Here is a 26,005-nt window from a genome sequence, read left to right as displayed (position 1 = left end):
AAAATTACATCTGTCTGCCTGGGAAGCAAAGTATTCTGAAATACTTTATGTACTCACAGAATAAGAGCTATGCGTTTTGAGATTATGTTAACTAATCAAGAATGTTTTGTTGATTAATGTAAAGAATTTATTTGGATTTGAAAAGTTTTTAGGTAAACTAGCAAACTTAAAACAAAGGGTCTGCTTGCGATCGCGAGCAGACCCTGATGACTGTTATTTCGATTGAGGGGCTAGTTTTACTGTCGCGACGCGCCAGTCCCCAGTTAGGTCAATCGATCGAAATCGACTGCGGGCCATTGCTTTTGCCGTTGTTGTTTTCAGTGGTAGGGGAAGAGTCAGGGGTAACGCCTGCCTGTTGGTCGAGCCAGCTTTTGATGGGATCGTCAGCCAGATTGAGTCGAAATATACCAGAGAAAAATCCACCCAGAAAGGAGACTGGGTGCTGGGTCAGTTCTCGGAAAATGGGGGTGAGTTCGTCGAAGAACATAGCGAGTCTCCTTACGGCGTCGGTGTGAGCGATCGATTCCTCTGGGATTTTAGCGCATCAATGCAGCTGAGGTGGAGTCAAACAGGTGCGATCGCGACAATTAGTTAAGGAATTAAATCAGCGAAACTACAAATAGAAGTAAATTGACAATACTGACAAGCTAATCCCGGATGAGGACGGAAAATTCTATGGAAATTCTCTGGGTTAGATACTAAGTTTCGTTTATCTTGTTGATGTCTTTTCGCTACTATTGCCAACATTTCCGCTGTTCTAGCTAATAGGGATGGCGTTTGATGATATGGGCTTGACCATTGTTGAGTTTCTAGATTATAGAATGAGGCTATCGTCTTAGCCTTGGGGTAAAGGTAACTAGCAGCCAACAAGTAAACATGGGCTTGTCGGTTGTCATAATTAGATAAGCCTGTATGAGTTTGCAGGTGATGACCTGTCTTTAAATCGACAATGTGAATAATATTATCATTTTCTTGCAATACGCAGTCAAAATTAGCATAAAGTTTAAACTGGTAACTTCCCTGTGTAACAATTATAGGTTCTGGAACTTCATTGGTATTTCCAGGATTTAATAATAAAATGTGCTTGCCTAGTAAAACAGGTTTTTCTTGGTATTTAATCAGTATTTGCCTGACTTTATCTTGTACCTCTGCTGGCTGCTGGTTTAGTTTTATTAACGCAGTTACTCGTTCTACTCCCCGGTCGTAACTTAGCAAATCTGGATTTTGGTGAAATTCAAAAACTCCTCTTTGTGCTAACTTACCTAATAATTGCTGAGGCGTGTCAAGCAATAAAGGTTTTACTCTGGAATCGTATTTTTTGATTCGACTCCAATATTGCTTGAGATGACAGTGATATTCCTCTTTACCTGCTTGGGCTACATACTCCAGCCAGATGAGATAAGATGCGTAATCCATTTACTTTTACCCTTATCGCGATCGTATTTTTACCAAAATTGATAATTCCCATACAAATTATGAGTTAAAACTCCTTGTAAGTTAAGGTATGATAACAAATCTGCCCCATATAGAGGTATTGGCAATCTTGGTTTTCTAAGAGAACCGTAATGTAGTAGTGTCAAGCATAAAGTAGCGTGCATTAACGATGTCATATTAGCGGACTCTCCTTCCGGTCTGACAGTTAATCTTAGAGGTTTTGCTAAACCTATTTTTTCACTTACCTCTGTAGTTACTAAGATTAACTGATTTCTTGGTAGTAGCATACCAAGAGCTTGGGGTGGGGGGCTAATTCTTTTACTCTGACTGTTCCATCTGTATAAACGGGGATTTCCAGATTTTCGACACTCTACTAAAATTAGTTTGGATTTCTGGGTACTACTCCAGTTAACTAAATGTTCGATTTCATCTCCTCTAAATAAACCATCTCGATAAATCAATACCCTCTTACCTCTTAGTTCGGGATTACTTAAACAATTTTCTAGCAAATTAGCTGGTATGACTTCACCTTCAATAACTCCAGGTTCCACTTGATAACCAATAAACTGTCCTTGGTTGCCATACACGCAAACACTCGCGCAAGCATTCATGCTTCCCGGTAAATTCTTTTTGGGCTTTCTGGAAACATCCAACCCTATAAAAAAATCTGCTATCTTCAAGGGCTTTGCCAAAATGTAGGGAGTATTACCCAGCTTGGCAATAATACCTGGAACCACTTGATTTAATACATACTTTGGGTTTTGTTTTAATGTGTCTTGATAAATTACTTGCTTTGGCTTTTGCATTCTTAGCAAACGTTGGGTTAACCGATGATATAAACTACCACCTTCAATTTCATCATGGCTTCTGTCATAAGTAGGAAGAAATATTATCACTAAATCTGTTTCATAAGCTAAGTCAACGGCTTTTTGATCGGCTACCGCCCTTTGCTGAAATGGGCTACCTGAGAGAGTTTCTGTTATATGATTACTAATTTCGCTAAGAAAGCCATAAGTTTGTAACCTTTCTTTTAATTGTTTAATAAATATGCTGACATCACCATTACATAATTGAAGTATACCAATTTGGATTACCTTATCATCAGGAATGATTCTTTGATACACTTTTCCTTCTTTTAAACCGTCGAGAATGTAATTACTGGCTTTAGTGATACCATTATTGCCAAATAGAAGTTGAGTCTGGCTAAAAGGTTTGTTAGGGTAGGCTAAAAACAACTTTTGATAATGCTCATTTACATTATCTCTATTTAGATTAATTTGGTAGCTTGCCAGGAATTTTTGGGCTGTATCTAAAAATTCCTTCATTAAGGGCTGACGCTTGGCACAATGAATCTTTTGTGCTTCATATATTTTAGTATAATCAATACCTAAACTTTGACAATTGCTATCATCTAAGTAAAGAAATAAAGCACTAAGCGGATAACAGTAGTGTTTTATACCTCTATTATACTTGATAGTAACTACAAGTTCATCATCTGGCGCATTTTTCCATGCTAATTTAGTGTTTGGTTTTAAATCGTCTCGTTCTGAAAATTCCTGTCTCATGTCTTTGACTATCCCTGCCAACGTAATAATTATGCCAACACTACCGCGTTCTTCTTGCACTTCCAAACCTACTAAAAACTCTCGATTTGCTTTTTGAGGGTGTTGATTGTAAAAGGTAGCGAGATTATATAAAGAAGTCACTTGAGTTTTAGCGGTCAAGCATACGCCTGGATATTCTACTTCAGATAAACATAATGGTTCGGCTTTGACATCACAAGTTCTGGTAACTTGTATGTAGTTATTATTTAAAACATTAATAGTTTTAAATGGATGGCGATCGCGTAATAGTTGAGCAACTAAGTTACTCAAAATAATTGGTTGATACGGTGGGTGGACTTGTTGCCACTCAATTTCATATTGGTGATCGCCATAATCTTTTTTAAGCTTTTCACAGACAGTGTTAAGCGTATCTTGCCAAACAGACTTCTTTGGGACTTCAGCATTAGGATGAACCATGACCCAAAACAAAGACTCATGATAAATCACAGTCAAATTTAATAAATTACCCAAATGGTAACTAATTTTGTTGCGTAACTCCTTTGTAACCGTAGGAGTTAGACTAAAACAACCGATTCTAGGGTCAGCCTGAAAAGCAAAAGTAAATATCTCACTTGCATACTGTTCAACTGAAGAATCTACCATATATTCCACCTATCAACTATCGTGAGGATAAACGGAGAAATCCCCAGGTTAAATTCTGGGGATTTTAAGTTACTTATGAACCCGGTTTTTGTTCTGGCATCATACATTTATCGGAATCGCAACCTGCTGGCCCTGCTTCCGTTAAATAGCCGGAATCGTAACGACTCAAAGCAGTATGAAAATCATCTGTCTGACGGCGCATTTCTACTTCTTTTATGAGTCGATCGTACTGCTGTTTTGCAATTGGCTCAAACGGTAAGCGAGGGAAGGTTTGCAAGTCATCGAACCTTGCTAAAAGTGCGGCAGAAATATAGCCTTCGTCATCCCGTATCGCTTCATAAATCCGACTCCCTAAAGCTTCTATTTCATTTTCCCGCAACTCAATTGTGGCACTTGTGTTATGCCGCACATAAAATTTCTGGACTTGCATATAAAAGTCCATTTGAGCTAAAGCTGAGAACTTGCTGATGTCAATTTCATCGGCACCGGGTAAGTCAGCCCAAAGTACGGAAACGGGTATTTCAACTAGCCATTCCGAACAACGGGGATCGAAGGGATCGTTTAGGAGATTCCCATGTTCATCTTTGTCAGATTGCGAGGGAATCACATTGTAACCGTAGTCGATACAAGCGAGGGCTACCGGGTCGTTTTTCCGGAAGGTAATCCGCCGAATAAAACGCTGCGCTTTGGGTGGATGCCATCCGGGAGATGCGCCAGTTAAGAGAGATTTTGTCCCGCTGGGTTGGATAGTTGTACAGCGATTGGGGCGTTTGAGGTTGTGACGATCGCAATAATCCCACACTACCCGATGCACTATTTCCCGCCAACGAGTGAGATATTCTTCCTCACGCCGTTTAAACTCAATTCCTTGTTCGGTTTCCGGGCGTCCTTCTTCCCACCAACGCAACCAATCGACACCAAAAGCATTCACAAAAAAGTCAAATAAACCCGTGAATGATACACCTACAATCGGGTCTAATTCGCGACTGTATTGATAGCGCGGTTCCAAGAATTTGTGATTGAGTAGCGTTGCTACTGATAAAGCACCAGCAGTAAAAGCTTCCTCTTGCTCTTTGTAATTGTATGGATCGATTTGGTTAAGGTGGATCTCCGAAAGGTTGCAGTGAAAATTAGAGCCAATAATTTCCAATATTAATGTTATCCTAGAGGCTGTTTATCCTCTAGTTCTACAGGTTTATTTCCCTGTAGTTCCGAGTACATTTTCTACAAATGAACGGAAACAAGCAAGAACTTCTTTGCGGTTGGTTTGGTATCCCAGTAAAGCTTTACTTAGCGTTCTTTCATCCTTGATGCCAAATTCTTGCTCAATTTGGTCATAAAAAGGTTGAAGAACTGGCTTGATTTTATTAAGCTTACAACTCAGAATCGCCTGGGCGTGGTTTTTAGCAAAATCAAGAGCCATTTTCTGGATGACCGAAGAATTTTCACTAGAGGTTTTTGAGAAAGTGGCAGCATTAGAGCATATAATCAAGAGATCTGGCGTAAATGTACTCCAAGGTTGACTTGAGATAGTTCCCTTTGTAGTGACCGCAATAAGTCCTTCCATTCATTTTTGTAGCCCGACACTCTTGGAGAAATTATATTCTCTAAATTATCAATATGACAAATAAAGCTATTACCTATGAGCAATATAGATAACTTATTTTATTTACCATCTCTGTTTAGAGTTTCATTCTCTACTCTGTACGGTACTAGAAGGCGTTACCCTTTCTAGTTACCACGGAATTAGCATCTCAGCCTTCTCCGTTTTTGCCGGGTGATTAACGTGAGGCAAAATTACTTACCACACGGATTTAAGCCCACACGGGCTAATCGATGCTCTAATTCACTTTTGTCTACACTAGAATAATGTTCTTCAATCCATTCTTTTGCATTTCCTTGTTCGTAAGTTTTGAGAAATTCCAATTTCTTTTCAGGTGTTTCCAATAGATCGCTATTAGCTCTGGCAACTGCCTCGCCAGCCCATTGAATTGCCCCTTCACCAGAATAATACTGTTTGCGAACTGCTTCAAGACATTCTGACAAGGTTGGTTTGTGATGAAATACTCTGGTATGATTTGCCATTCTCAAAGCATCTCGCTCTGGATCGATGCGCCAGTTACCATCAGCATCTTGTTGCCAAAGGTTAGATTTAGCATTAGCAAATAATTCATCTTCGCTAAAGCCTTGGCGCATTCCCGCACTATTATGGGTCAAATACCCATCGCAGTAGAAACAATGAGCTTCTTCTACTTCAATATCATAAGTTTGGACATGATCGTAACTGCCCAATCCTTTGACTGTCACTGGAATATCTAAAGAGATATCTGCCTCGGCAATATAGCGTTCGTAGTTAGCATCAACCAAGCGAGAACCTTGGAATCCCATTTCGCGCATCTCGCTGTAGGTGTAAGCTTCCCGCATAATTGTACCGGGAACGGTAAAACCATACATTTTCAGACCTTGCTGTAGTTCTCCTTTAGCAGAATGGGGAGCAATTAGCGCGTTGTAACGTTCCTTAAATGCTGGAATTGTCAAGCTATATTTATGCTGCCATGCTTGATTTTCTGGTTGTACTATTTTGAGTCTGCCAGCAATTCCCAAACTAGATAAAACGGCTGCAACTTGTCTGACAAATGAGCGATAAACGGTGGTAACTAAATGAGGTGGGCGGTTATTAATAGAGCCGTCACTATCCATTAATCCAGCTAAGTAAGCAGATCTGATATCTACAGAACCCTGCAAAATAAAGCTAGGAACTTCTAAGGAAACATTAGGCTGTTTAATGTAACGATGGAAGTATTCAGCGAATCGAATAGATGAACAAACTGATTTAGCTGTATTTTCGCCGTTGACAACACCGTGGCAAGCGGTTAGGCCGAATAAAGCTAAAGCAGCATCTATTTTAGATTGAATTTTGGCAACAAGTTCTGGCTGGCAATTGTTGGCTGCCCAGGTAACAAAGCCGTAAGGTTTACCATGTTTATTCCGACCGATCGCAACATAGCCATCCCCCTGAGTAAAGCCAATTAACCAAGCTATATCAGGGGTAAGTTCGGGGATAATTAACTGTTTGGCTGTTCGACTTTGAGAAGGTCTCGATTCTGTAATATCGGGGGGTAAGTGAGCGATCGTACCTGGAAGGATTTGTCTATTGTGTAACAAGCGATCGCCTTCAGATAAACTAGCAAGATATTTCCAGGTAATCCCACCCTTACCATCTGCAAGAACTGCTTGTCTGTGGTTTAAAGTTGCTCTTGGATAAGTACCATTGGTTTCAATTTCGTAGACATCTTGAAACCCTTGATCGAACTTATTAACAACTCGCCGGAATCCTAGCGGTGTTTGTACTAAGTCACCTACTTGCACGTCGCGGATAGGAACTAAACCTTTGGAAGTATGAACTAAAGCATCTTCGGGAAGACAGCGACGAATGTTACCTGCCACAATTGTGACGGCTGCTTCATCAATTAATAAACAGCATTCGACTGAATTTAATTGTCTACCTACTGCTTTATTCAAAATTGCCGTACACCGCTCATAAAGTCCCGGCAATTTAACAGGATTAGCGACGCCGCCAAAACCTTTTAATGGTTCTCCGGCAGCGCGAACATCGCTGATATTTATTGCTACTTGCACTTCTCCTGAGAAGCGTTCGTCGGTGGATAATTCCAGCAGCGTTTGATACGATTTAACCCAACCTTGGCGGCTGTCACCAACGTAGATCGTAACTTGGTTCCCCTCTATTTTGACTTCGGTTTCTTCTCGACGTTGGTTTGCTGGCGTAGCACCAATTTGTCCCTGAAGGGTGACATTCAGACGATTGCGGATAGGCGGTAGTTGGTTAATATACTTCGGTTCCAGGACAGCACCCGTACCGCAGCCCATCATGGCCAAATCCATCAGCAGGCCAAAGGCTCGCCAGTCGTTTATGTTTGTGGAGGAGCAATTGTAAGCGCCGGAAAAGTTCTCTTGTTGCTCGATCCACTCGCTACCTCCTACCCAAAGCCAGCGACCGGAGGTGAGGGCTTTGAGTTCTTTTTGCATTTGGTGGATGAGGTCGGCTTCTGCGGGGGTCAGTTTGCCGAGTTTGGATAAGCCGCGAACGGTGCGATCGCACACTTCTTCCCATGTCTCGCGCCCTTTCTCGGTGCGGCGGCTGTATGTTCTAAAAAACACGGGATTGGCAGCTGGTGCAGTTTCCGGAAACTGACTGGTCTGGTTTTCCCGCTCAAGTTCTCGAACCATAGGTCAAGTCTAATTTTTGTTGGACAGATCGTGTAGTATAAGCGATCGCAGATATAGCGGTCAAAGGTTGCCAAATCCGGAAATTTGCACTATTTATAGAGGACTGAACTAGAAACGAGAACAAATCTAAAATCTAAAATCTAAAATCTAAAATTCTTTATGTCCCTTGCTCCTTGGCGATCGCATCTCGCTCGCGCCCTCCATCGCAATCGCAGTCTGGTTTACGCCCGTTATCTGCAACTGGCTACCGTCCGTGCTGATGGGCGTCCGGCTAACCGTACTGTAGTTTTCCGGGGCTTTCTGGAGGATAGCGATCGACTAAAATTTGTGACGGATGCTCGCAGCGAGAAGGCAGAACAAATCGATCGCCAACCTTGGGCGGAAGCTTGCTGGTATTTTCCCAACACTCGCGAACAATTTCGGATTTCTGGAAAACTGATGCTGGTAAGGGAGAATCATCCCGATCCACAATTGCAAAAAGCGCGTCAGATAAGTTGGCAAGAACTTTCTGATGCGGCGAGGGTACAATTTGCTTGGCCGCATCCGGGTCAACCGAGAGCCGATGTAGAGGCTGTAGCGCCGGCATATCCCGATCCAACTCAGCCGTTATCGGATTTTTGCTTATTGTTACTCGACCCTATGCAGGTAGATTTTTTGGAGTTGCGGGGGGAACCGCAAAATCGATGGTTGTATCGGGTGGACAGCGATCGCAATTGGTCTGGTGAAGCGATAAATCCTTGATCGATCTTCAGTCAGTTGTTCGTTGTTGATGGTTTTTAGCGACAAACAACGAACAACTGACCGAGAATTAAATTCCCGCACCATCTAGGAATTCTTGGATTGCTTTATCTCTGATGCGACAACTCTTAAGATAGCGATCGGTAGAATCTGAATTTAGTAAAGCGCGTTCGCAACTATCGATCGCGGCTGCCATACTAACTGGTACAGGAGATGGAATTGTAGATACTTGGGTTTGCAGATTTTGCAGCTGTTGTTCGAGGGATTCGATGCGATCGACTAAAGTGCGAATCACTTCTGCTTCCGAGTCTGGCAAACTGCCGTGTTCCAAAGGATTAACCCGCACTCCGGAACGATAGATGATTCTACCGGGAATGCCTACAACGGTGCAATTGGAAGGTACATCTCGCAACACTACCGAACCGGCACCGATGCGGACGCTGTTACCGATTTGGATATTGCCCAAGACTTTAGCGCCGGCTCCCACTACGACATTTTCTCCTAAAGTGGGGTGGCGCTTGCCGCTTTCTTTCCCGGTACCGCCAAGGGTGACGCCTTGGTAGATGAGGGCGTAATCTCCTACGATGGCGGTTTCGCCGATCACTACACCCATACCGTGGTCGATAAAAACCCCTTTGCCGATCGACGCGCCGGGGTGTATTTCAATACCTGTAAAAAAACGAGCGATGTGGGAAATTAAACGGGGGATGAAGGGAATACCCAGGATGTAAAGCCGGTGGGCAAAACGATGAAACAGAAGCGCTTGCAGACCGGGATAGCAAAATAATACTTCTAGCCAGTTGCGAGCGGCAGGGTCGCGCTCGAAGATGATGCGGAAATCAGCTAGCAGGGCGTTTAGCACGAGAGGTCACCAAGGAAGGCAAAACAGGCCATCCTTTATCTTAGCTCTGCTGATACCCTTTGGATGCGTAGTGATAGTACCACCTAAATTTTGGTTATTCCCGCACTGAGAGTGTGTAATCGCTTTGGACTCCTTCATTTTTGGCACCTACCCAGACGCTGTAGTTTCCGGCTTTCCAGTCTGTATCTTCCAGGCTGGTATTGCCGCAGCGAACGGTGCCGCTGGGCCCTCTAACTACTAAGGTGGTGGGGGTGCCGCGACTGTCTACCTGCAATCTGAGTTTGGGAAAGTCTCTTTCTAATGTGAGGATATGGTCGGGTGTTTGATTGCCACTGTATCCCAAACAAAAGTTGTTGTGACGATCGCGATTGGCGATCGAAGGTAGGGAGAAATATCCGCCGGTGGAACCTGTGGCGATCGCAGTTCCCGGCTCGAAGCCGGGTGCCAAACTTATTTTACCGAAATTCGCTGTTTGTGCGAATACAGATGTCGCGCTCAGAACAGCTATCCAAGCCAGGTACTTAGCGTGTTTGAACTGCCGCATAGGGTTAAGGAACATTGCAACAGCCCTCCTCAAATTTTCTTCGGTATTGCCGTTTTCTATTTCTAAGCTATCTAAAACAGGGAGGAAACTTTCTGAGTGCGATGACAGTTTTTCATCTGTACACCTAGCGAGGATGTTTTTTGTTAATTAAATTTGCTTAATTATACAGGGGGTTAGGGCAATACACGGATTTTCAAGTTTATTTTTTGATGAAAAAACCCGGTTTTTGTGAAAAACTGGGTTTTTTAGGGAGTTGGTAGTAAATTTCAAATGCTTGGGTTAGTTATTTCTGGGGCAATTTGTACTGCCCGACAATTCGCTTAGCATATTCTGGCACATGGGCTTCTAATTTTTCTGGGTGATGCCGCTGCACATACAAATAGTTACGAGTGAAATGGGAATCGATCGAAAAGCGGGCATATTCCAATCCTTTGGGGCCGATTTTTTCGATAACGACGCCCATTAGTTTAGCTGCCCACATGGGAAGGGTTACGCCTTTATCGTAAGCGGGAATGCTTTGCTGGACGGCGTTGCGCCTGTCACCTTGCGACATTACTGGTTGAGTTTCTAGTTTATCCATTACGAGTTCGAGCATTTCCTGACCCGTGTTATTTCTGACTACTATCCACTGCCAACCGAAGGGTGCGCCCATGTAGCCGACGACTAAATCTGCCAATCCATTAACGTAATCAAAACAACTCATGCAGGAAGGAGCAAATACATCTTTTAATTCTTTGGTATTCAAACCAAAAAACGGTACTTTTTCAATGGAACCGTCTTCGTGTTTGAAGTGAACTTGGAAGTCTTGCATGAATTCGTAATATACCACTGTTTCGGGCGAGCGACTGGTGGTATCGAGGAATTTTTGCAGTCCGGCGCGAGTGACGTTATCGACACAGGGAGTACCCAAAACGTAGAGTTTTTCTAAACCTAATTTTTTCTCCACTGCACGCAAGGCTTGAATCTGACAGCCGACGCCAATTACTAACAGTTTTTTCATGCCAGATTGTGCGATTTGTTCCAGCACGGAAAGGTTAGGCGAAAGGGTTGGTTTATTCACCCGCGCTGCCAGGATTTCTGCTGGGGTACGGGCAATTATTGGCATTGGTTGAAAGCGGTCTTCTTTGGTATTCTGGACGCAGACGACGCCTTCGACTAAGTTGCGATTGAGCATTTCGATCGCAATGGTACTGACAATCCCCGTCCACTGTGCCCCTGGAATGGGCTCGATTTTGCGTGCTGCCATCATGTTTTGATTGACACCAAAGTACCAATCATCGGGGTTATCCAGGTTGCGACTGCGCCCGTGAATTTGTTCTTCCAGTTCGGCTATCTGCTGATTGATGAAAGCGCAAGCTTCCTTGACATAATGGACATAATATGTATCGCAAAGGCCGCATTCGCTACACAGTTCTTTGGCGGGGCGACGGCTACCCGGTTTGAGGGCTTTGGCTTTTTTGTGCTGGGGGGAGTCAACTGAGAGGGTCATAAATTGCTTTTCTTATTCAGAGATAGCTTTTATTACGATACCGTTAGAAGTCATAGTGTAGAAACCGGGTTTCTTTGGTCATCGGTCATTACCTAGCCTCCACGCTGACCCTAACCTTTGTTTCCTTTTGCTTTGGAACTCGTGGGAAAAGTAAGTTTTTGGGATTTTTACCGCAGATATCTACAAATGAACGCTTCGGAAGGCAGATAGATGGAGATGTTTGCTTCGTTAGAGATGTATTTTTCGGATAAAGTATTGTTATCAATTGAAATTTAATTGGAATCCAAGCAAAAAATTTTTAATGTCGATCGCGATAGGGCTATTGAGCCAAGTAGCAGTAGAGGCTAAATAATCAGTAAATGTACGTATTGCCCGACAAGGTAAGTTTTGAATAAAATTTTATTTAGGCTGTAATATCTACAGTTATCAGTGCGAGCGGTAATTAGGAGAATAATCTTTATGCAAAATATATTTGAAAATGCCAAAAAACTAATGGCAATGTTCTTGGTTACATCGCTTGTAGTTACTACCAACATAATAAACTTTCCCGACCCTGCTTGGGCAGAGGTAAGTACAATAATAAATGAATCGAGCAATAACTGTAATTTGAGCAAAAGCTGCATTGGTGAAATAACAACGGTTAATGCTGAATCTTTTACAACAAATCCAACAGAGCAAACCAATGCAATAAAAATAGAGGAACAAAAAAACGGGTCTAACTTAAGCACAGTACCAGAAGCAGTTGTTGACGGTCTATTTTTGACTGCTGGTATTATATTAGGTATTATTCTTGCGCCATTAATAATTGTACCGTTAATATTGGCAACAAACGACGAAAAGGCTGAATACACGACCGATAAAACTATAAACGATAACAGTGATAGCCACAATACAACAAACTATAATTGTTATGCTTTTTCCAATTGCTCTTCTAAATAAGGTGCAGCTTTGATTGCCAGTGGAACTGCTGTCGGTGTCAGTATATATGCAATAGTGGGAGGAATGGGATTAGTCGGCGGATTTGGAGGAATCGGCATCGGTATGGCACCTGTTGCCGCTGCTGGAGGAATTATCGGTGCTGCTTGTTTTGGTTCTTTTCAAGCAATAAGAGAAAAAGATGGTGTTACTTTTAGCGCCGTAGGAATTGGTGCAGTAGCTGGTATCGGAGTTTACTCTGCCGTTGGCGGTATGGGATTAAGCTTGGGAGGAACAGCAGTTGGGATTGGCATGGGAACAATGGCATCAGCAGGGGGTATAGTTGGACTTGCTGCCTATGGCCTGTATAAAATAATAAATCAAGCTGATACAGGAAAGAACTTAGATAGAAACTTACAGGTGCTTGCTGAAATTACTAATGAATACGAAGATAAAAAGCGCTGGCTAGATCTGGAAATTGATGCTGAATTGGAAGCACTCAAGGCTCAAATGCAGATAAGAAGCAACCCGAATTAGGCTAAAAAAACCAGTTTGGGATCGCAAGAAGGGAAGAGTCAATTTCTTCTATGTTGATGAAGACGATAAATTTTCATATAATCGCTCGCAAAACTGTTATATAAATATGACTTAGAGTAAATTATTGATATAGCCGAAACCATAATAAATAATGATTAGCGATCGCCCTAACAAACCCCAAAAAACTCCACCAATTCCCCTGAGATTAGTGCTAATTGTTCCCTTTGTGTTGCAAATTGTGGGGGCAGTGGGATTGGTAGGTTATTTGTCCTATCGTAGCGGACAGGTGGCTGTTGAGAAACTGGCTGATAAATTGATGACACAGACCAGTAAGCACATTGAACAACATCTCGATAGTTATTTAGGTAAAGCTTTTAAGCAATAAGGAGTAGTTTAATGAAATTTTTATACTTTAATAATTTATCTTCTAAATTTTTGTCAAAAATACCTTTAAAATTTATTTTTACCGTTCCCTTTTTGATTGAACTTTTTGTCATAGTAGGATTAGTTGGTTTTCTATCTTATAAAAATGGGAAAGAAGCAGTTAATGATATTGCTTCTCAATTACGTGAAAAAATCACCTTAGAAATCCAAGAATATATTGAAAATCAGCTATCTTATCTAGTTACGATTCATAAACTTAACGTTGATGCGATCGAGCGAAGTGAACTAAGTCTCGATCTACAAGATCGAGCTAATAAAAAATATCTTTATTTATGGCAAATGATTAAAAATTTCGATCGAGTTAGTCGAATTGGTTTAGCTTCTCAAGTAAAAAATCAATATTTAGAGGTTTGGAGAAAACCAGAAACCGGAGAATTAAGGTTTGTTATTTCCAATTCTTCTACCAATTATTTCACCTTTGAATATGCCATTAGTCCCCAAGGTCAGCCTACCAAAGTAATGAAAAAAATTATCAGATATTACGATCCCAGGCAACGTCCTTGGTATATTGGAGCAGTCAAAGCAGGTAAACTAAATTGGCAGCCAATTTATTCAGGAATTGACTACAATATCTTTTTTCTCGACCTTTGTCAGCCAATTTACGATCGAGAAGGTAAACTTTTAGGTGTGATTTCTGCTACTTATGAATTAGATAAATTGCAAGCTTTCCTTCACCAACATAAGATTGGCAAGAATGGTAAAACATTTATTTTCGATCGAGAAGGTTTATTAGTAGCGACTTCTCAACAGGAAAGTAGTCTTAATAATAGTAATTATTTGAAAAAGCTCCAACGACCATCTATCGAGCAAAGTAGCGATCCGCTCATTCAAGCTACAGCCAAGTATTTAAAAAAATACTTTGTTGATTTTCATAAAATTGAGCAAAATTATCAAATGGAATTCAAATATAAAGACGAACTCCAATTTCTGCAAATTTCCCCTTATAAAGATGAGTTAGGTCTAAATTGGTTAATTGTTACTGTCGTGCCAGAATCAGACTTTTTAGAACATATTTATACCAATACTAGGCAGACAATTTTATTGTGCTTTATCGCTTTTATGTTAGTGATAATTATTGGTATCTGGACGGCCAATAGCGTGATTAAACCCCTTGTAAAATTGAATGATGCTGCCAAATATATTGCTGAAGGTCAATTAAATAGAACAGTAAAAATAGAACGAATTTATGAATTAGGAGAACTGGCTAACTCATTTAATAGGATGGCTCATCACTTACAAGAGTTGTTTGAAACTTTAGAAGATAAAGTTCAAAAAAGAACAGAAGAGTTGGCGATCGCTAAGGAAAAAGCAGAAGTTGCCAATCAAGCCAAAAGTATGTTTATTGCCAATATGAGCCATGAATTGCGCTCGCCTCTCAATGCTATTCTTGGCTTTTCGCAATTGATGGTACGCGACAAAGACATCCCTGCCGACCTATATGAAAATGCTGGCATCATTTATCGCAGCGGCGAGTATTTACTAACATTAATTAATAATATTCTAGATTTATCAAAAATCGAAGCAAGCAAAATTACCCTCAATCCTAAAGACTTTGACCTCCATCGCTTGCTTGACGATCTAGAAGATATGCTACATTTACGAGCTAATAATGCAGGCTTAAAGTTGGTTTTTGAGCGAGCAGAAAATGTTCCCCGCTATATTTGCACTGATGAAGTAAAATTACGTCAGGTTTTAATTAATTTACTCAGTAATGCGCTCAAATTTACCTCCCAGGGTCAAATTACTCTCGATGTCTTTCACGGAGATCGAGAAACCACAGATGTTTTCGATCTCCATTTTCGGATTCGCGATACAGGCGTGGGAATTGCCACTGCCGAATTACCAAAACTTTTTGATGCCTTTAGTCAAGCCCAAGCTGGCAAAGAAATGCAGGAAGGAACTGGTTTAGGTTTAGCAATCAGTCGCAAGTTCGTCCAGCTGATGGGTGGGGAAATTTCGGTAGAAAGTGAATTAGGAAAAGGTACAACTTTTCAATTCTCTATTCAGGCTAAACTCGGTCAAGAAATAGCCAGCGATCCTACAAAAGAACATTCAAGAGTACTGGGACTTGCTCCCGGACAGCCTACCTACAAAATTCTCACAGTAGATGATAAAGTAATTAATCGACAATTGCTAATTAAGTTGTTGAATCCTTTGGGATTTGAGGTGAAAGAAGCTAGCAACGGTCAAGAAGCGATCGCAATTTGGGATGAGTGGGAACCCCACCTGATTTGGATGGATATGAGAATGCCTGTCATGGACGGCTACGAAGCTACCAAACATATCAAGTCCACCACCAAAGGGCGGGCTACGGCGGTGATTGCTTTAACTGCTAGTGTCCTCGAAGAAGAAAAAGCCATCACCCTAAGTGCAGGTTGTGACGACTTTATCCGCAAACCGTTTAAGGAACAGATGATTTTTGAAACTCTTGCCAAGCATTTAGGTGTGGAATATATTTACGAACAAACGAAAGGGGTTGAAGCAGACTTTCCCGCAGAAAATGTACTGTCATCTGAGGATTTAAAAGTTATGTCTGATGACTGGATTGTCAAATTATACAATGCGGCGATGGCGGCAGATTTGAAGTGCGCGATCGAACTGATAGAAGAAATACCCGAAACCGAAAATATTTTAGCTAAAAATCTCACGAAAATTGTCAGTCTATTTGAATTTCAACAGTTGATTGACCTAGCACAACCCCTGATAAGTCAGGATTAGCGATCGCCCCAAAAAATTCCACAAAAGGTAAGATTTCACTTCCCTTCGAGATTCCTCTGTGCTTGTAGTGGTTAAAATCCTAAATATCTACCTTTTGGTTGATGCTAAAAGCAGGAATTGCCAATTATTTAGTTATGCAAAAAATTCAGAGACTCCCTCCCACACCCGGTTAAGTTGGGTATTTCTATGAAAGGAGGAAGTTTTGCATATAGAATAATCTGTTTTACAATGTCTCGATAAGTTGCGAAGGTAAAGATTGCTTTACCTTACCTTTTTGTCAAGCTATGACCGGCATCTTCAGGGTGACTTACATCGACTTTTTCTTTTGTCGCAGTATGAATTAGAGGTGCTAAATGAGAATTGTAGAGCAAACAAAAACCAGACTGATAATCCAACAAGATCCAGATATGCGTGCTGCGATGACGATCGGATGCTTCTATGTAGGATTGGGATCTTTTTTACTATTCTTTGGTATAGTTGTGGGGATGTATGCAGGTGGTGCGGCTTTATCGCTTCTTCTCTTATGCCCTATTCTGGGATTAGTCTCGATTGCGTATGGTTTTTTAGCTGCGGCGGAGAAGACTGGATCGGTAAGCTGTTACTTTAATAAACCACTCGATCGCACACTCTTAAAAGTAGAAGGGCTGCAAACTAAAGCGATCCAGCGTCCAGTTCGGCAAATATCAAAGGTTGTGGTCACAAAACACAGCAGAAATTTATTCATAAGCAAACTTAAATTCTTCCCTGGCAAACCTAAGCTCTCCACATACTACAGCATTAGCCTTGTGATGGCGTCTGGTGAGCGCATCCCCTTGACGGTAAATAAATTAGATGCAAATTCTAGCTCTTTTTTAGCGAAAGGCATTGCTGAATTTCTGCAAATACCTCTGAGTAAAGTTTTCTAGCAATTTTGTTTTTTGGATTTCAGTTTTTTTAGATAGATTTTGCCTCAGCCGATCTTAAGACAAAATCTATCTTTAGGAAGATTTCATTTTGGTAATTACAATACTCAACAGACGACCCCTTCTATTATCTGCAAACTGCTGCTCTTCTATTCACATCTTATACAGTACGGTAACGCGAACGATCGCCGCGTAAAACAAGAGTATTTGGATGGCGATCGCCCTTCTTTCCTCTTCTTTTGTATCCTACTCTACAAGAACCCGTTGCACCCCTTAATTGTATTGTTCGATACGCAATTATTGAGGTGTAGCAGATCTGAAAGCCTTGTTGAGTATAATCGATAGCTCTTACCCCAAAAACCTGACAAAACCAAATCACTTTTAGAGCAGCATCCGCTAAGATAGCATTTAATCTCCCACATCCTCGTCAGGCGCTCGGTATTTCTGGTCGTTTGCTTACTTTCCTGGCAGGCTTTGCTTTTTGATAATATAGTTATTTCGCTCGAAAAACTCAACTAAAACGACTGACCAAATAATAAACAGCCTAACCTAAACCTCTGATAAATGGCACCAACAAAATTTCAAGGATTAACAACATAGGATAAAGTATGGGCAATAATATTTCCAAATTTTACGGTAAACTTCACCTCCGAACCATAATTGTAGTACCTTTTTTGCTGCAATTAGTAACGGCTGTAGGGCTAACGGGGTGGCTGTCATTTCGCAACGGACAGGAAGCTGTCAATGAGCTTGCTACCCAGTTGCAAGTCGAGATCGGCGATCGCGTCGGTCAGCACCTTGATGTTTACTTGGCTACTCCTCACCTAGTTAATAAAATTAATGTAAATGCCTTAAAGTTAGGTTTTTTAAATTTCAAGGACTTGGAAAAAACAGGAAAATACTTCTGGAAACAATTGCAGGTTTTGAATGTTAGTTATATAGTTTTTGCTAACACAAAAGGCGAATACATAGGAGCTTACCATAGAAATAATGGCATTTATTCCATAGATATTTTCAATCCGTCTACCAAGGGCAAAATTATCAGTTATGGCACAGATGGAAAAGGCAATCGTACTAAGGTGATAGAAGTAGTAGACAACTACAACTTTAAAGAAGAACCTTGGTATGCAGATGCGGTTCGATCGGGTAAACCTGTATGGAGTCAAATTTATCAGTATAAAGATGAGAAAACAACTTTAGCTATCTCGGCAAGCTATCCCATATACGATCGCAACAAAAACCTCATTGGAGTTATGGGTATCGATCTCATTCTTTCCCAAGTCAGCGATTTTCTCCGCAACTTAAAAGTGACGCGAGAGGCAAAAGTTTTTATTTTAGAAAGGAACGGATTGCTGGTAGCGAGTTCGGCACCAGAAAAGCCATTTACTTTTATTAATGGAGAGGCAAAACGACTGAAAGCATCAGAAAGCAACGAGCCTTTGATTCGAGAAACAACACAAAATTTAATGCAACGCTTTGGTAATCTTAATGAAATTAGAAATAGCGAAAGATTCTATTTTAATCTTAACGGTAAGCGTGAATTTGTGCAGGTAAAAACTTGGCAAGATGAATATGGTTTGGATTGGTTAATAGTAGTAGTAATACCAGAAGCGGAGTTCATGAAACGCATCCATGCCAACACGCAAACCACTATTATCCTGTGCGCCGGCTCTTTGATAATAGCAATTTTCCTTGGTTGGAAGACTTCTAAATGGATTGTTAAACCTATATTAGCCCTGAATAACGCTGCCAAAAAGATTTCTGAGAGAGACTGGGAACAAAAGATACCGACAGGGCGTTCCTATGAAATACAACAGCTAGCAAAGTCATTTAAAAAAATGACTTTGCATTTAAAAGAATCATTTGAAAATCTGGAACAAAAAGTTAAGGATCGCACCGCCCAGCTAGCCGAAGCAAATTCAGAATTAGAACAAAAAAATGCGCTGATCCGTAAAGTATTCGGACGCTACCTTACCAATGAAATTGTAGCTACTTTAATCGATAATTTGGAAGGCTTGAAACTCGGTGGAGAACGGCGAATTATTACTATTCTCACTTCTGATTTGAGAGGATTTACAGCCACATCAGAACGATTCCCTGCCGAAAAAGTAGTGGAAATTCTAAATTTCTATCTGGAACATATGGCAGATGTAATTACCAAGTACCAAGGAACTATTGATGAGTTTATGGGGGATGGGATTTTAGTTCTTTTTGGGGCTCCCACAGCGAGAGAAAATGATGCCAAAAGGGCTGTTGCTTGCGCTGTAGAAATGCAGTTAGCAATGCTTAAAGTCAACGAACAAATGAAAACGTGGAGTTTGCCACCTCTAGAAATGGGTATCGGTATCAACACTGGCGAAGTCGTAGTAGGAAATATAGGTTCCGAGAAGCGCACCAAATATGGTGTTGTAGGTAGCCAAGTTAACCTAACTTATCGAATTGAATCCTATACAATAGGAGGTCAAATTCTGATTTCGGAATCTACCTTAAGAGAGGCTGGAGAAATTGTTAAAATCAAGGGACAAAAGCAAGTGCAACCGAAAGGAGTTAACCAGCTAATTAGCATTTATGATGTTGATGGCATTGGTGGTGAATACGATTTGTTTTTGACAAAAGCAAAGGATGAATTATTTAGGCTTTCCGAAGTTATACCGATTCAGTACACAATTTTGGATGGTAAGCATATTAGCAGTAATGTATGGAACGGGACATTAGTCGAATTATCTGCAAAAGAAGCTAAAGTTAGCAATACTAATGGAGAAGGCGATGAAATGCCGCCGCCAATGACTAATATCAGGTTAAAATTGTTAGCTCCAAATGATGGGAGAGTGGGAGAAGAAGATATTTACGCAAAAGTTTTGGAAGCGCAAGCGGAAAAGGGAAATTTTTACATTCATTTTACTTTCATCCCCCCATCTGTAAAAGAGAAGCTAGAGGAAATTTACAAAAGTTCTTCGTAAGAAAAAAGAAGAATTTTGCCACACACGCGCTGCGATTCTGCGATATCCTTAAGAAGAAGTGTTTGTTAAGTTACGATCGAGAATGGTTGCGATCGCATTGTATAGCAATAGTACAGGGTGTCCCTCACTACATTTGCTCCTATTATGAGCAAGCAAAATCCGCGTCAATTAGCTTTTCTGACTCTGCGAGACGTTCATCGAGGCGCTTTTGCCGATGTGGCGCTCGATCGCATCTTACGTCAGGCAGATTTAAGCGATGCCGATCGAGGGTTGATGACAGAATTAGTGTATGGCAGCGTGAGAAGGCAACGAACTCTGGACGCCCTGATCGATCGACTGGGCAAAAAACCTGCCAGCAAACAAGCGCCAGACTTACGCGCAATTCTACATTTAGGTTTATATCAACTGCGTTACGAAGAGCGCATTCCCCCTTCAGCTGCTGTAAATACCACTGTTGAATTAGCTAAAGAAAACGGATTGGCAGGACTTAGCGGTTTTGTCAACGGTTTATTGCGCCAATACATCCGTTTGACAGTTAAAAATGAAGGGGAATCGGAAATTAGCCAGCAAAATCCCTTACAGTTATCAAAAGATCCTGTAGAAAGATTGGGAATTTTGCACAGCTACCCAGATTGGATTGTGCAACTGTGGTTAGAACAATTGGGAGAAGAGGAAACCGAACTGCTTTGCGAATGGATGAACCAACCGCCGTCAATTGACTTGCGGATAAATCCTTTGCAAACTTCGATCGCACAAGTGGAAGCAGCGATGCTAAAAGCTGATATTCTAGTAAGGCGCGTTCCTCACTTACCGCAAGCTTTGAGATTAATTGGTAGCAGCGGTGCAATTCAAAATCTGCCCGGTTTCCAAGAGGGTTGGTGGACGGTGCAAGATAGCAGCGCCCAAATGGTGACGCATTTATTAGATCCCCAACCGGGAGAAATCGTTATTGATGCTTGTGCGGCACCGGGAGGAAAAACTACACACATTGTAGAATTGATGCAAGACAAAGGGAAGGTGTGGGCGTGCGATCGTACTTCCTCCCGCCTGAAAAAACTCAAACAAAACGCGCAACGCCTCAGCTTAAAGTCGATCGAAATTTGTACGGGAGATAGCTGCAACCTACCTCAATTTATTAATTTAGCCGATCGAGTTTTACTAGACGTACCCTGTTCCGGTTTGGGAACCCTGCATCGCCATGCGGATGCGCGTTGGCGACAAACTCCCGAAACAGTGCGACAACTTTCGACTCTGCAAACAGAATTGTTAAATAAAACGTCCGCTTACGTCAAGCCGGGTGGCATCCTCGTCTATTCAACTTGCACCCTGCATCCTTTAGAGAATGAAAGTGTCGTAGAAGCATTTCTTTCCCATCGCCCAAGCTGGCAAATTGAACCACCACCCTCCAATTCACCGCTGATGGACTTGAGATTACCTGCTGGGTGGATAAAAGTTTGGCCCCACCGACATCAAATGGACGGCTTTTTTATGGTGCGTTTAAAGAGAGGGACTGGGGACTAGAAAAGTCAAAAGTCAATCATTCAAAAGTCAAAATAAAAAAAGGCGGTTAGCAATAGTTTTGAGTAATGATGGGTGAGGAACGGATCAGTTTAGGGGAAAAGCCAATGATTGCTAACTCCAACGTCAAAAATCTCGTTAAAATTCTCATCGGCGCTGCTTGGATTGACGGTAAAATTCAACCGGAGGAACGGGAATATCTGCACCGAGTAGCAAAAGAAAAGGGAGTTGCCGACGATCCGGAGATTAAACCTTTGCTGTATGAATTCCGGTCAGTAGAGCCGAAGGAGTGTTATCGGTGGGTGGAAGAGTATTTAGGCGATCGCCCCACCTCCCAACAATGCCAAGACTTGATCGAAGCCATCAGCGCTTTAATTTACAGCGATGGCGAAGTCGCTAATGAAGAAGCCAAACTGTTAACTATGCTACAGCAGCTCGACCCAGGCAACGAATCGCCCCAGCCAATTCAAAGTCGCGTGCTAGGAGAGATTCAAAAGCTGTATCGCCGCTGGGTCGATCGATACAATTAGCTATGAGCTAGTTGATAATGGGTAATTGGTAATTGGCGAGCGCGGAATTTTTCTTTACAGGTTGCCATTCGCCATTACCTATTACCGATTAGCTTCTAGGTGTGCCGATGCCTGGAGTTTCATCCTTTTTAACTTCCGGCACAATGCTGGGGCGCTCTTTGTCTTCCCAACCTACGGGACGCTTGGAATTGTACCAGGCGATCGAGCCAATAGTTACAGCGGCGATAAAACCAACAACATAGACCGCTGTAAAAGATACTGGAAAATGAGGGGTATTGGTGGCGGCTTCCATCAGTATGTTCATCTGTTATTAACTCCCGAATTAATCTCTGTTTACAGGGTAGAGAAAATGAGTAAAATTATCCATCCCCCCCAAGTTCGATCGCAGTATGATGGTGTCTGCTTGTATCCATATCATTAGGGGGAGAGGGAAAGGGCGTCGGGGTTAGGGGTTAGGGAAGAGGGAAAAGCGAAAATTAAATTCTTCCGCTCCCCCACTCCCCCACTCTTTCTCGACCTTAGCGGTGAGTGTTCAGTTCAATAGTAGGGGGAGCGGCTGCCGGTAGAGGTCTGGCAAGAGTCGGTGCCTGTCTCTGTATCGATCGAGATGCCGAGGAAGCGCGTTGGACTCGACGGCGTTCCGATCGAGACCGTACCGGGGCGGCAGCAGTATAGGATGGGGTGGAGTAACGCCGAGTTCGCCGAGACGACTCTGATTGAGCGCTGTACTGCCTTACCGTGCGACGGCGAGGAGTTTCCGAGACAGCATTGTACTGCTGTACCGTGCGACGACGCGGCTCCGACTTATTGCTATATTGTTCTGTGCGACGACGAGGAGCTTGCGATTGCGCGGTATACTGCCGTACTGTGCGACGACGCGGTGCTTCTGATTGAGCGGTATATTGCTGTACTGTGCGACGGCGAGATCGCTCTGCACGATATGTTGCTGGGGCGGCGTTCGTATCGGCGGTGTAGTAGCGCCGACGAGACTGCCTGACCGGCTGTGCGGGTGCCGAATTGGTATTGGCGGTGTAGTAGCGCCGACGAGACTGCCTGACCGGTTGTGCGGGTGCCGAATTGGCATTGGCGGAGTAGTAGCGCCGACGAGACTGCCTGACCGGTTGTGCGGGTGCCGAATTGGCATTGGCGGAGTAGTAACGCCGACGAGACTGCCTGACCGGCTGTGCGGGTGCCGAATTGGTATTGGCGGTGTAGTAGCGCCGACGAGACTGCCTGACCGGCTGTGTGGGTGCCGAATTGGTATCGGCGGTGTAGGAACGCCGACGAGACTGCCTGACCGGCTGTGTGGGTGCCGAATTGGTATCGGCGGTGTAGGAACGCCGTCGCAGTCTTTCCGATCGAACGCGGCGCGGTGCGGGAGAACTATCGCTGATATATTTTGTTTCCGTCACCTGGGAATAGCGACGGCGGCGACGTTGGGGTGTAGGTGTATCCGAGTCGTCTTGACTTCGTACACTGCGGGTAACCGGTTTTTCGTCCCTATCTTGTTTGGAGACGATAATTTTCTGAGGAGCGGGAGGCTCTTCCTTCTCAACTTTTCTGGCAATTTTGCCAGAGTAGATTTTGCCCGGCTCGATCGGCTGAATTGCGATCGTTGCTTTGCGACCTTCCAGTTTCTGGGGTCGTTCGGCGAACTTCTCCACCGGCATACCATCTACAGCTTTGACCATAAAATTGTGCCAGGTCATGGCGGCTGTGCTGCTGCTGCCGACAGTAGGGCTATTATCGTCGTTACCCAGCCAAACTCCTGTCACTGCTTGGGGAATGTAGCCGATGAACCAAAGGTCGCGGGCTTCGTCAGAAGTACCGGTTTTGCCGGCAACGGGTCGATCGTTGAGGTAAGCGGCGCGACCCGTACCGCCATTGACTACTTCCCGCAGCATCCAATTCATGATGGAAGCTGTTTCTGTATCTATGGCTTGTTGGGGTTTAAAGTTGGCTTGGTAAAGAACTTTGCCGCGCTGGTCGAGGACGCGACGAATGCCGTGAGATTCGGCATATACACCCCCAGTAGCCAAGGTGCCGTAGCCGTTGGTCAGTTCCAGCAAATTGAGTTCCGAGGCTCCCAAGGCGAGGGAGTAGGTAGGTTTGAGTTCGGATTTTATGCCCATTTTGTGAGCGATGTCGATCGTGGGTTGAAATCCGACATCAAGCAGTACCTTGACGGCAACTGTGTTGATGGAAGTGGCTAGGGCATCCCGCATAGAAATCCAGCCAAAGTAGCCGCCGCCGTAGTTTTTCGGGGTGTAGCCGTCAATTGAAAGGGGGGCATCCAGGTAGCCTCGGTAGGGAGAGAAACCTGCGGCGACCGCAGTTGTATAGAGAAATCCTTTAAATGTAGATCCGGGCTGACGTTGAGCTTGGGTGACGCGGTTGAATTGGGTTTTTTCAAAATCAGTTCCCCCTACCATCGCCTTAACTTCGCCGTTACGCGGATCGATCGACACTAAAGCTGCTTGCCCGAATTTCTGTTCGGAACCGTAGCGTTTCAGTACATCTTGGACGCTTTGTTCGGCGTTTTTTTGCCACTGGCGATCGAGGGTTGTTTCTACGATCAAGCCACCTGCTTCGATCGCATCCGGGGAGACATACTTGGCTAATTCCTTCTGAATGTAGGAGGTAAAGTATTCTGCCTCCGTGGAAAGCCGTTTGGGGGGTGCCGGGTTGAGAGCTAAAGGCTGGGCGCTGGCTGTTTGCGCTTGGTCTGGGGTGATGTAACCGACTTGCTGCATTCGCTGCAACACCGTATTGCGACGTTGCTGGGCGGCTTGGGGATTTACCAGGGGCGAGTAGATGCTGGGGGCTGGGGTTACGCCTGCAATGGTGGCTATTTCCGGGAGGGTGAGGTCTTTGAGCGGTTTGCTAAAGTAAACCCAGGCGGCATCTGCAACGCCGTAAGCTCCTTCGCCGAGATAGACCAAATTCAGATATCGATCGAGTATTTGGTCTTTATTCATCTTCTGCTCGATTTTCTGAGCGAGAAAGACTTCCTGAACTTTGCGCCCGACACTGCGTTCCTGGGTGAGAAATACCAATCTCGCCAGCTGTTGGGTGATAGTGCTACCGCCTTCCACCACATCCCGACGCATCAAGTTGGAGACGAACGCTCTGCCGATGCCTTGGTAATCGACTCCTTTATGCTGATAAAAGCGGCTGTCTTCCGAGGCGATGAACGCTTGTACTAACTGGGGTGGCATTTCATCGAGCTTGAGTTTTTCGCGAGTTGCCGGCCCTATTTGTTGCAAAATACTGTTATCTGCGGCTTTGATCGTTAGAGTTCCGTCTCTGACAAAGGTGAAGACTTCATTCGGATCGGGTAGGCTGCGCTCGATCGACCACAAAGTTACGCCGACTGCTAGAGCGCTACCGCCCACTCCCACTCCCAATCCCGCGCCGATCAAAAATTTGCGGCTGCGATAAACGGGGTTTTTCGGATCGAGCCACGGGGAATCGAGTACTCTGCGGCTGAAGTTTTCTAGGTTTTGCTTATTTAGTTCCGAAATGGGTAGTTTGGGCAGTTTTGTCGCGATTTGGGTGGAAACTTGCTTGAGTCCTACTATCAGTTTCGTCTCGATCGCGGAAATATCCGGTTTGGCAAGTTTCTGAGTTGAAGCTAAAAAATCTGCTTCGGTAGCTTCTGAGGTTTCTGGGGCGGGGGATGTGGCAGTTTGAAATTCTGTTGTGCTTTGCTGCTGTTTTGTTACCGCCGCCGACTGGCGCTGACTGGGCTTGGCTTTACCCTCGCTCACCGATTGTTTCGGTGCAATGTCTGAGGGAGGTTCTGCTTGAATTGTTTGAGATTCCCCGATATTTGTCGGTTCTGATTCAGGTGACTCAAAGCCACTGAATTTCGTCGAAATTTCTTGGAGTTGCGGAATAAACTTTGTCACGTCAAACCCTCACACACAACACTGACGATCTCTAGGGGCTAGGGGCTA

General features: G+C 43.4%; 18 protein-coding genes and 2 pseudogenes. 9 read left to right on the top strand and 11 right to left on the bottom strand.

What is annotated here, in order from left to right; translation table 11 throughout:
* Positions 1-268: 268 nt before the first annotated feature.
* From H6G03_RS39865 to H6G03_RS38270, 6 genes and pseudogenes are all read right to left on the bottom strand, one after another.
* Positions 269-487 (bottom strand): hypothetical protein, encoded by a 219-nt coding sequence (locus H6G03_RS39865; RefSeq protein WP_190470763.1) that lies wholly within the window; start codon positions 485-487, stop codon positions 269-271.
* Between the two features lie 104 nt (positions 488-591).
* Positions 592-1,416, bottom strand: coding sequence for a PD-(D/E)XK nuclease family protein (locus H6G03_RS25960; protein WP_190470760.1), 825 nt, complete (start codon positions 1,414-1,416; stop codon positions 592-594).
* 29 nt (positions 1,417-1,445) lie between these two features.
* Positions 1,446-3,641, bottom strand: coding sequence for a Piwi domain-containing protein (locus H6G03_RS25955; RefSeq protein ID WP_190470757.1), 2,196 nt, complete (start codon positions 3,639-3,641; stop codon positions 1,446-1,448).
* A 73-nt stretch (positions 3,642-3,714) separates the two neighbouring features.
* Positions 3,715-4,788: pseudogene (gene nrdJ, locus H6G03_RS25950) on the bottom strand (ribonucleoside-triphosphate reductase, adenosylcobalamin-dependent); the annotation flags it as partial.
* Positions 4,789-4,836: 48 nt separating this feature from the next.
* Positions 4,837-5,208, bottom strand: a complete 372-nt coding sequence (locus H6G03_RS25945) for a hypothetical protein (protein ID WP_190470754.1) — start codon at positions 5,206-5,208, stop codon at positions 4,837-4,839.
* Between the two features lie 230 nt (positions 5,209-5,438).
* Entirely contained in the window at positions 5,439-7,889 is a 2,451-nt protein-coding gene (locus H6G03_RS38270) for an LAGLIDADG family homing endonuclease (protein ID WP_242060471.1), read from the bottom strand.
* A 159-nt stretch (positions 7,890-8,048) separates the two neighbouring features.
* Between H6G03_RS38270 and H6G03_RS25935 the strand changes: the two genes are divergently transcribed.
* On the top strand, positions 8,049-8,630 hold the full coding sequence (locus H6G03_RS25935) for an Npun_F5749 family FMN-dependent PPOX-type flavoprotein (RefSeq protein ID WP_190470749.1): 582 nt from the start codon (positions 8,049-8,051) through the stop codon (positions 8,628-8,630).
* A gap of 67 nt (positions 8,631-8,697) precedes the next feature.
* Here H6G03_RS25935 and cysE read toward each other — a convergent pair whose 3' ends face one another.
* From cysE to H6G03_RS25920, 3 genes are all read right to left on the bottom strand, one after another.
* Positions 8,698-9,489, bottom strand: a complete 792-nt coding sequence (gene cysE, locus H6G03_RS25930) for a serine O-acetyltransferase (protein WP_190470746.1) — start codon at positions 9,487-9,489, stop codon at positions 8,698-8,700.
* Between the two features lie 94 nt (positions 9,490-9,583).
* The gene (locus tag H6G03_RS25925) at positions 9,584-10,048 is read right to left on the bottom strand and encodes a hypothetical protein (RefSeq protein WP_190470745.1); all 465 of its coding nucleotides are present in this window, start codon (positions 10,046-10,048) and stop codon (positions 9,584-9,586) included.
* 268 nt (positions 10,049-10,316) lie between these two features.
* Positions 10,317-11,522 (bottom strand): Coenzyme F420 hydrogenase/dehydrogenase, beta subunit C-terminal domain, encoded by a 1,206-nt coding sequence (locus H6G03_RS25920; protein ID WP_190470744.1) that lies wholly within the window; start codon positions 11,520-11,522, stop codon positions 10,317-10,319.
* Between the two features lie 459 nt (positions 11,523-11,981).
* Here H6G03_RS25920 and H6G03_RS25915 point away from each other — a divergent pair, with 459 nt between their 5' ends.
* From H6G03_RS25915 to H6G03_RS25880, 8 genes are all read left to right on the top strand, one after another.
* Complete coding sequence (locus tag H6G03_RS25915) at positions 11,982-12,461, top strand: hypothetical protein (RefSeq protein ID WP_190470740.1); 480 nt, start codon at positions 11,982-11,984, stop codon at positions 12,459-12,461.
* A gap of 9 nt (positions 12,462-12,470) precedes the next feature.
* Positions 12,471-12,974, top strand: coding sequence for a hypothetical protein (locus tag H6G03_RS25910; protein ID WP_190470737.1), 504 nt, complete (start codon positions 12,471-12,473; stop codon positions 12,972-12,974).
* Between the two features lie 151 nt (positions 12,975-13,125).
* Entirely contained in the window at positions 13,126-13,359 is a 234-nt protein-coding gene (locus tag H6G03_RS25905; RefSeq protein ID WP_190470736.1) for a hypothetical protein, read from the top strand.
* Positions 13,360-13,370: 11 nt separating this feature from the next.
* Positions 13,371-16,136 (top strand): hybrid sensor histidine kinase/response regulator, encoded by a 2,766-nt coding sequence (locus H6G03_RS25900; protein WP_190470733.1) that lies wholly within the window; start codon positions 13,371-13,373, stop codon positions 16,134-16,136.
* Between the two features lie 353 nt (positions 16,137-16,489).
* On the top strand, positions 16,490-17,041 hold the full coding sequence (locus tag H6G03_RS25895; RefSeq protein ID WP_190470730.1) for a hypothetical protein: 552 nt from the start codon (positions 16,490-16,492) through the stop codon (positions 17,039-17,041).
* A 605-nt stretch (positions 17,042-17,646) separates the two neighbouring features.
* Complete coding sequence (locus H6G03_RS25890; protein WP_190470727.1) at positions 17,647-19,998, top strand: adenylate/guanylate cyclase domain-containing protein; 2,352 nt, start codon at positions 17,647-17,649, stop codon at positions 19,996-19,998.
* A 144-nt stretch (positions 19,999-20,142) separates the two neighbouring features.
* Complete coding sequence (locus tag H6G03_RS25885) at positions 20,143-21,519, top strand: 16S rRNA (cytosine(967)-C(5))-methyltransferase (protein WP_190470724.1); 1,377 nt, start codon at positions 20,143-20,145, stop codon at positions 21,517-21,519.
* A 104-nt stretch (positions 21,520-21,623) separates the two neighbouring features.
* Positions 21,624-22,046, top strand: coding sequence for a tellurite resistance TerB family protein (locus tag H6G03_RS25880; protein ID WP_190470721.1), 423 nt, complete (start codon positions 21,624-21,626; stop codon positions 22,044-22,046).
* 88 nt (positions 22,047-22,134) lie between these two features.
* Here the strand turns inward: H6G03_RS25880 and psb35 are convergent, their stop codons facing one another.
* Positions 22,135-22,350, bottom strand: coding sequence for a photosystem II assembly protein Psb35 (gene psb35, locus H6G03_RS25875; protein WP_190470718.1), 216 nt, complete (start codon positions 22,348-22,350; stop codon positions 22,135-22,137).
* Positions 22,351-23,602: 1,252 nt separating this feature from the next.
* A pseudogene (locus tag H6G03_RS39860) lies at positions 23,603-25,468 on the bottom strand (transglycosylase domain-containing protein); the annotation flags it as partial.
* Positions 25,469-26,005: the final 537 nt, after the last annotated feature.

This window comes from Aerosakkonema funiforme FACHB-1375 (assembly GCF_014696265.1).
Classification (GTDB): Bacteria; Cyanobacteriota; Cyanobacteriia; order Cyanobacteriales; family Aerosakkonemataceae; genus Aerosakkonema; species Aerosakkonema funiforme_A.
The sequence above is the reverse complement of the archived record's forward strand: the minus strand, read 5'-3'. Positions and strand labels throughout refer to the sequence as shown.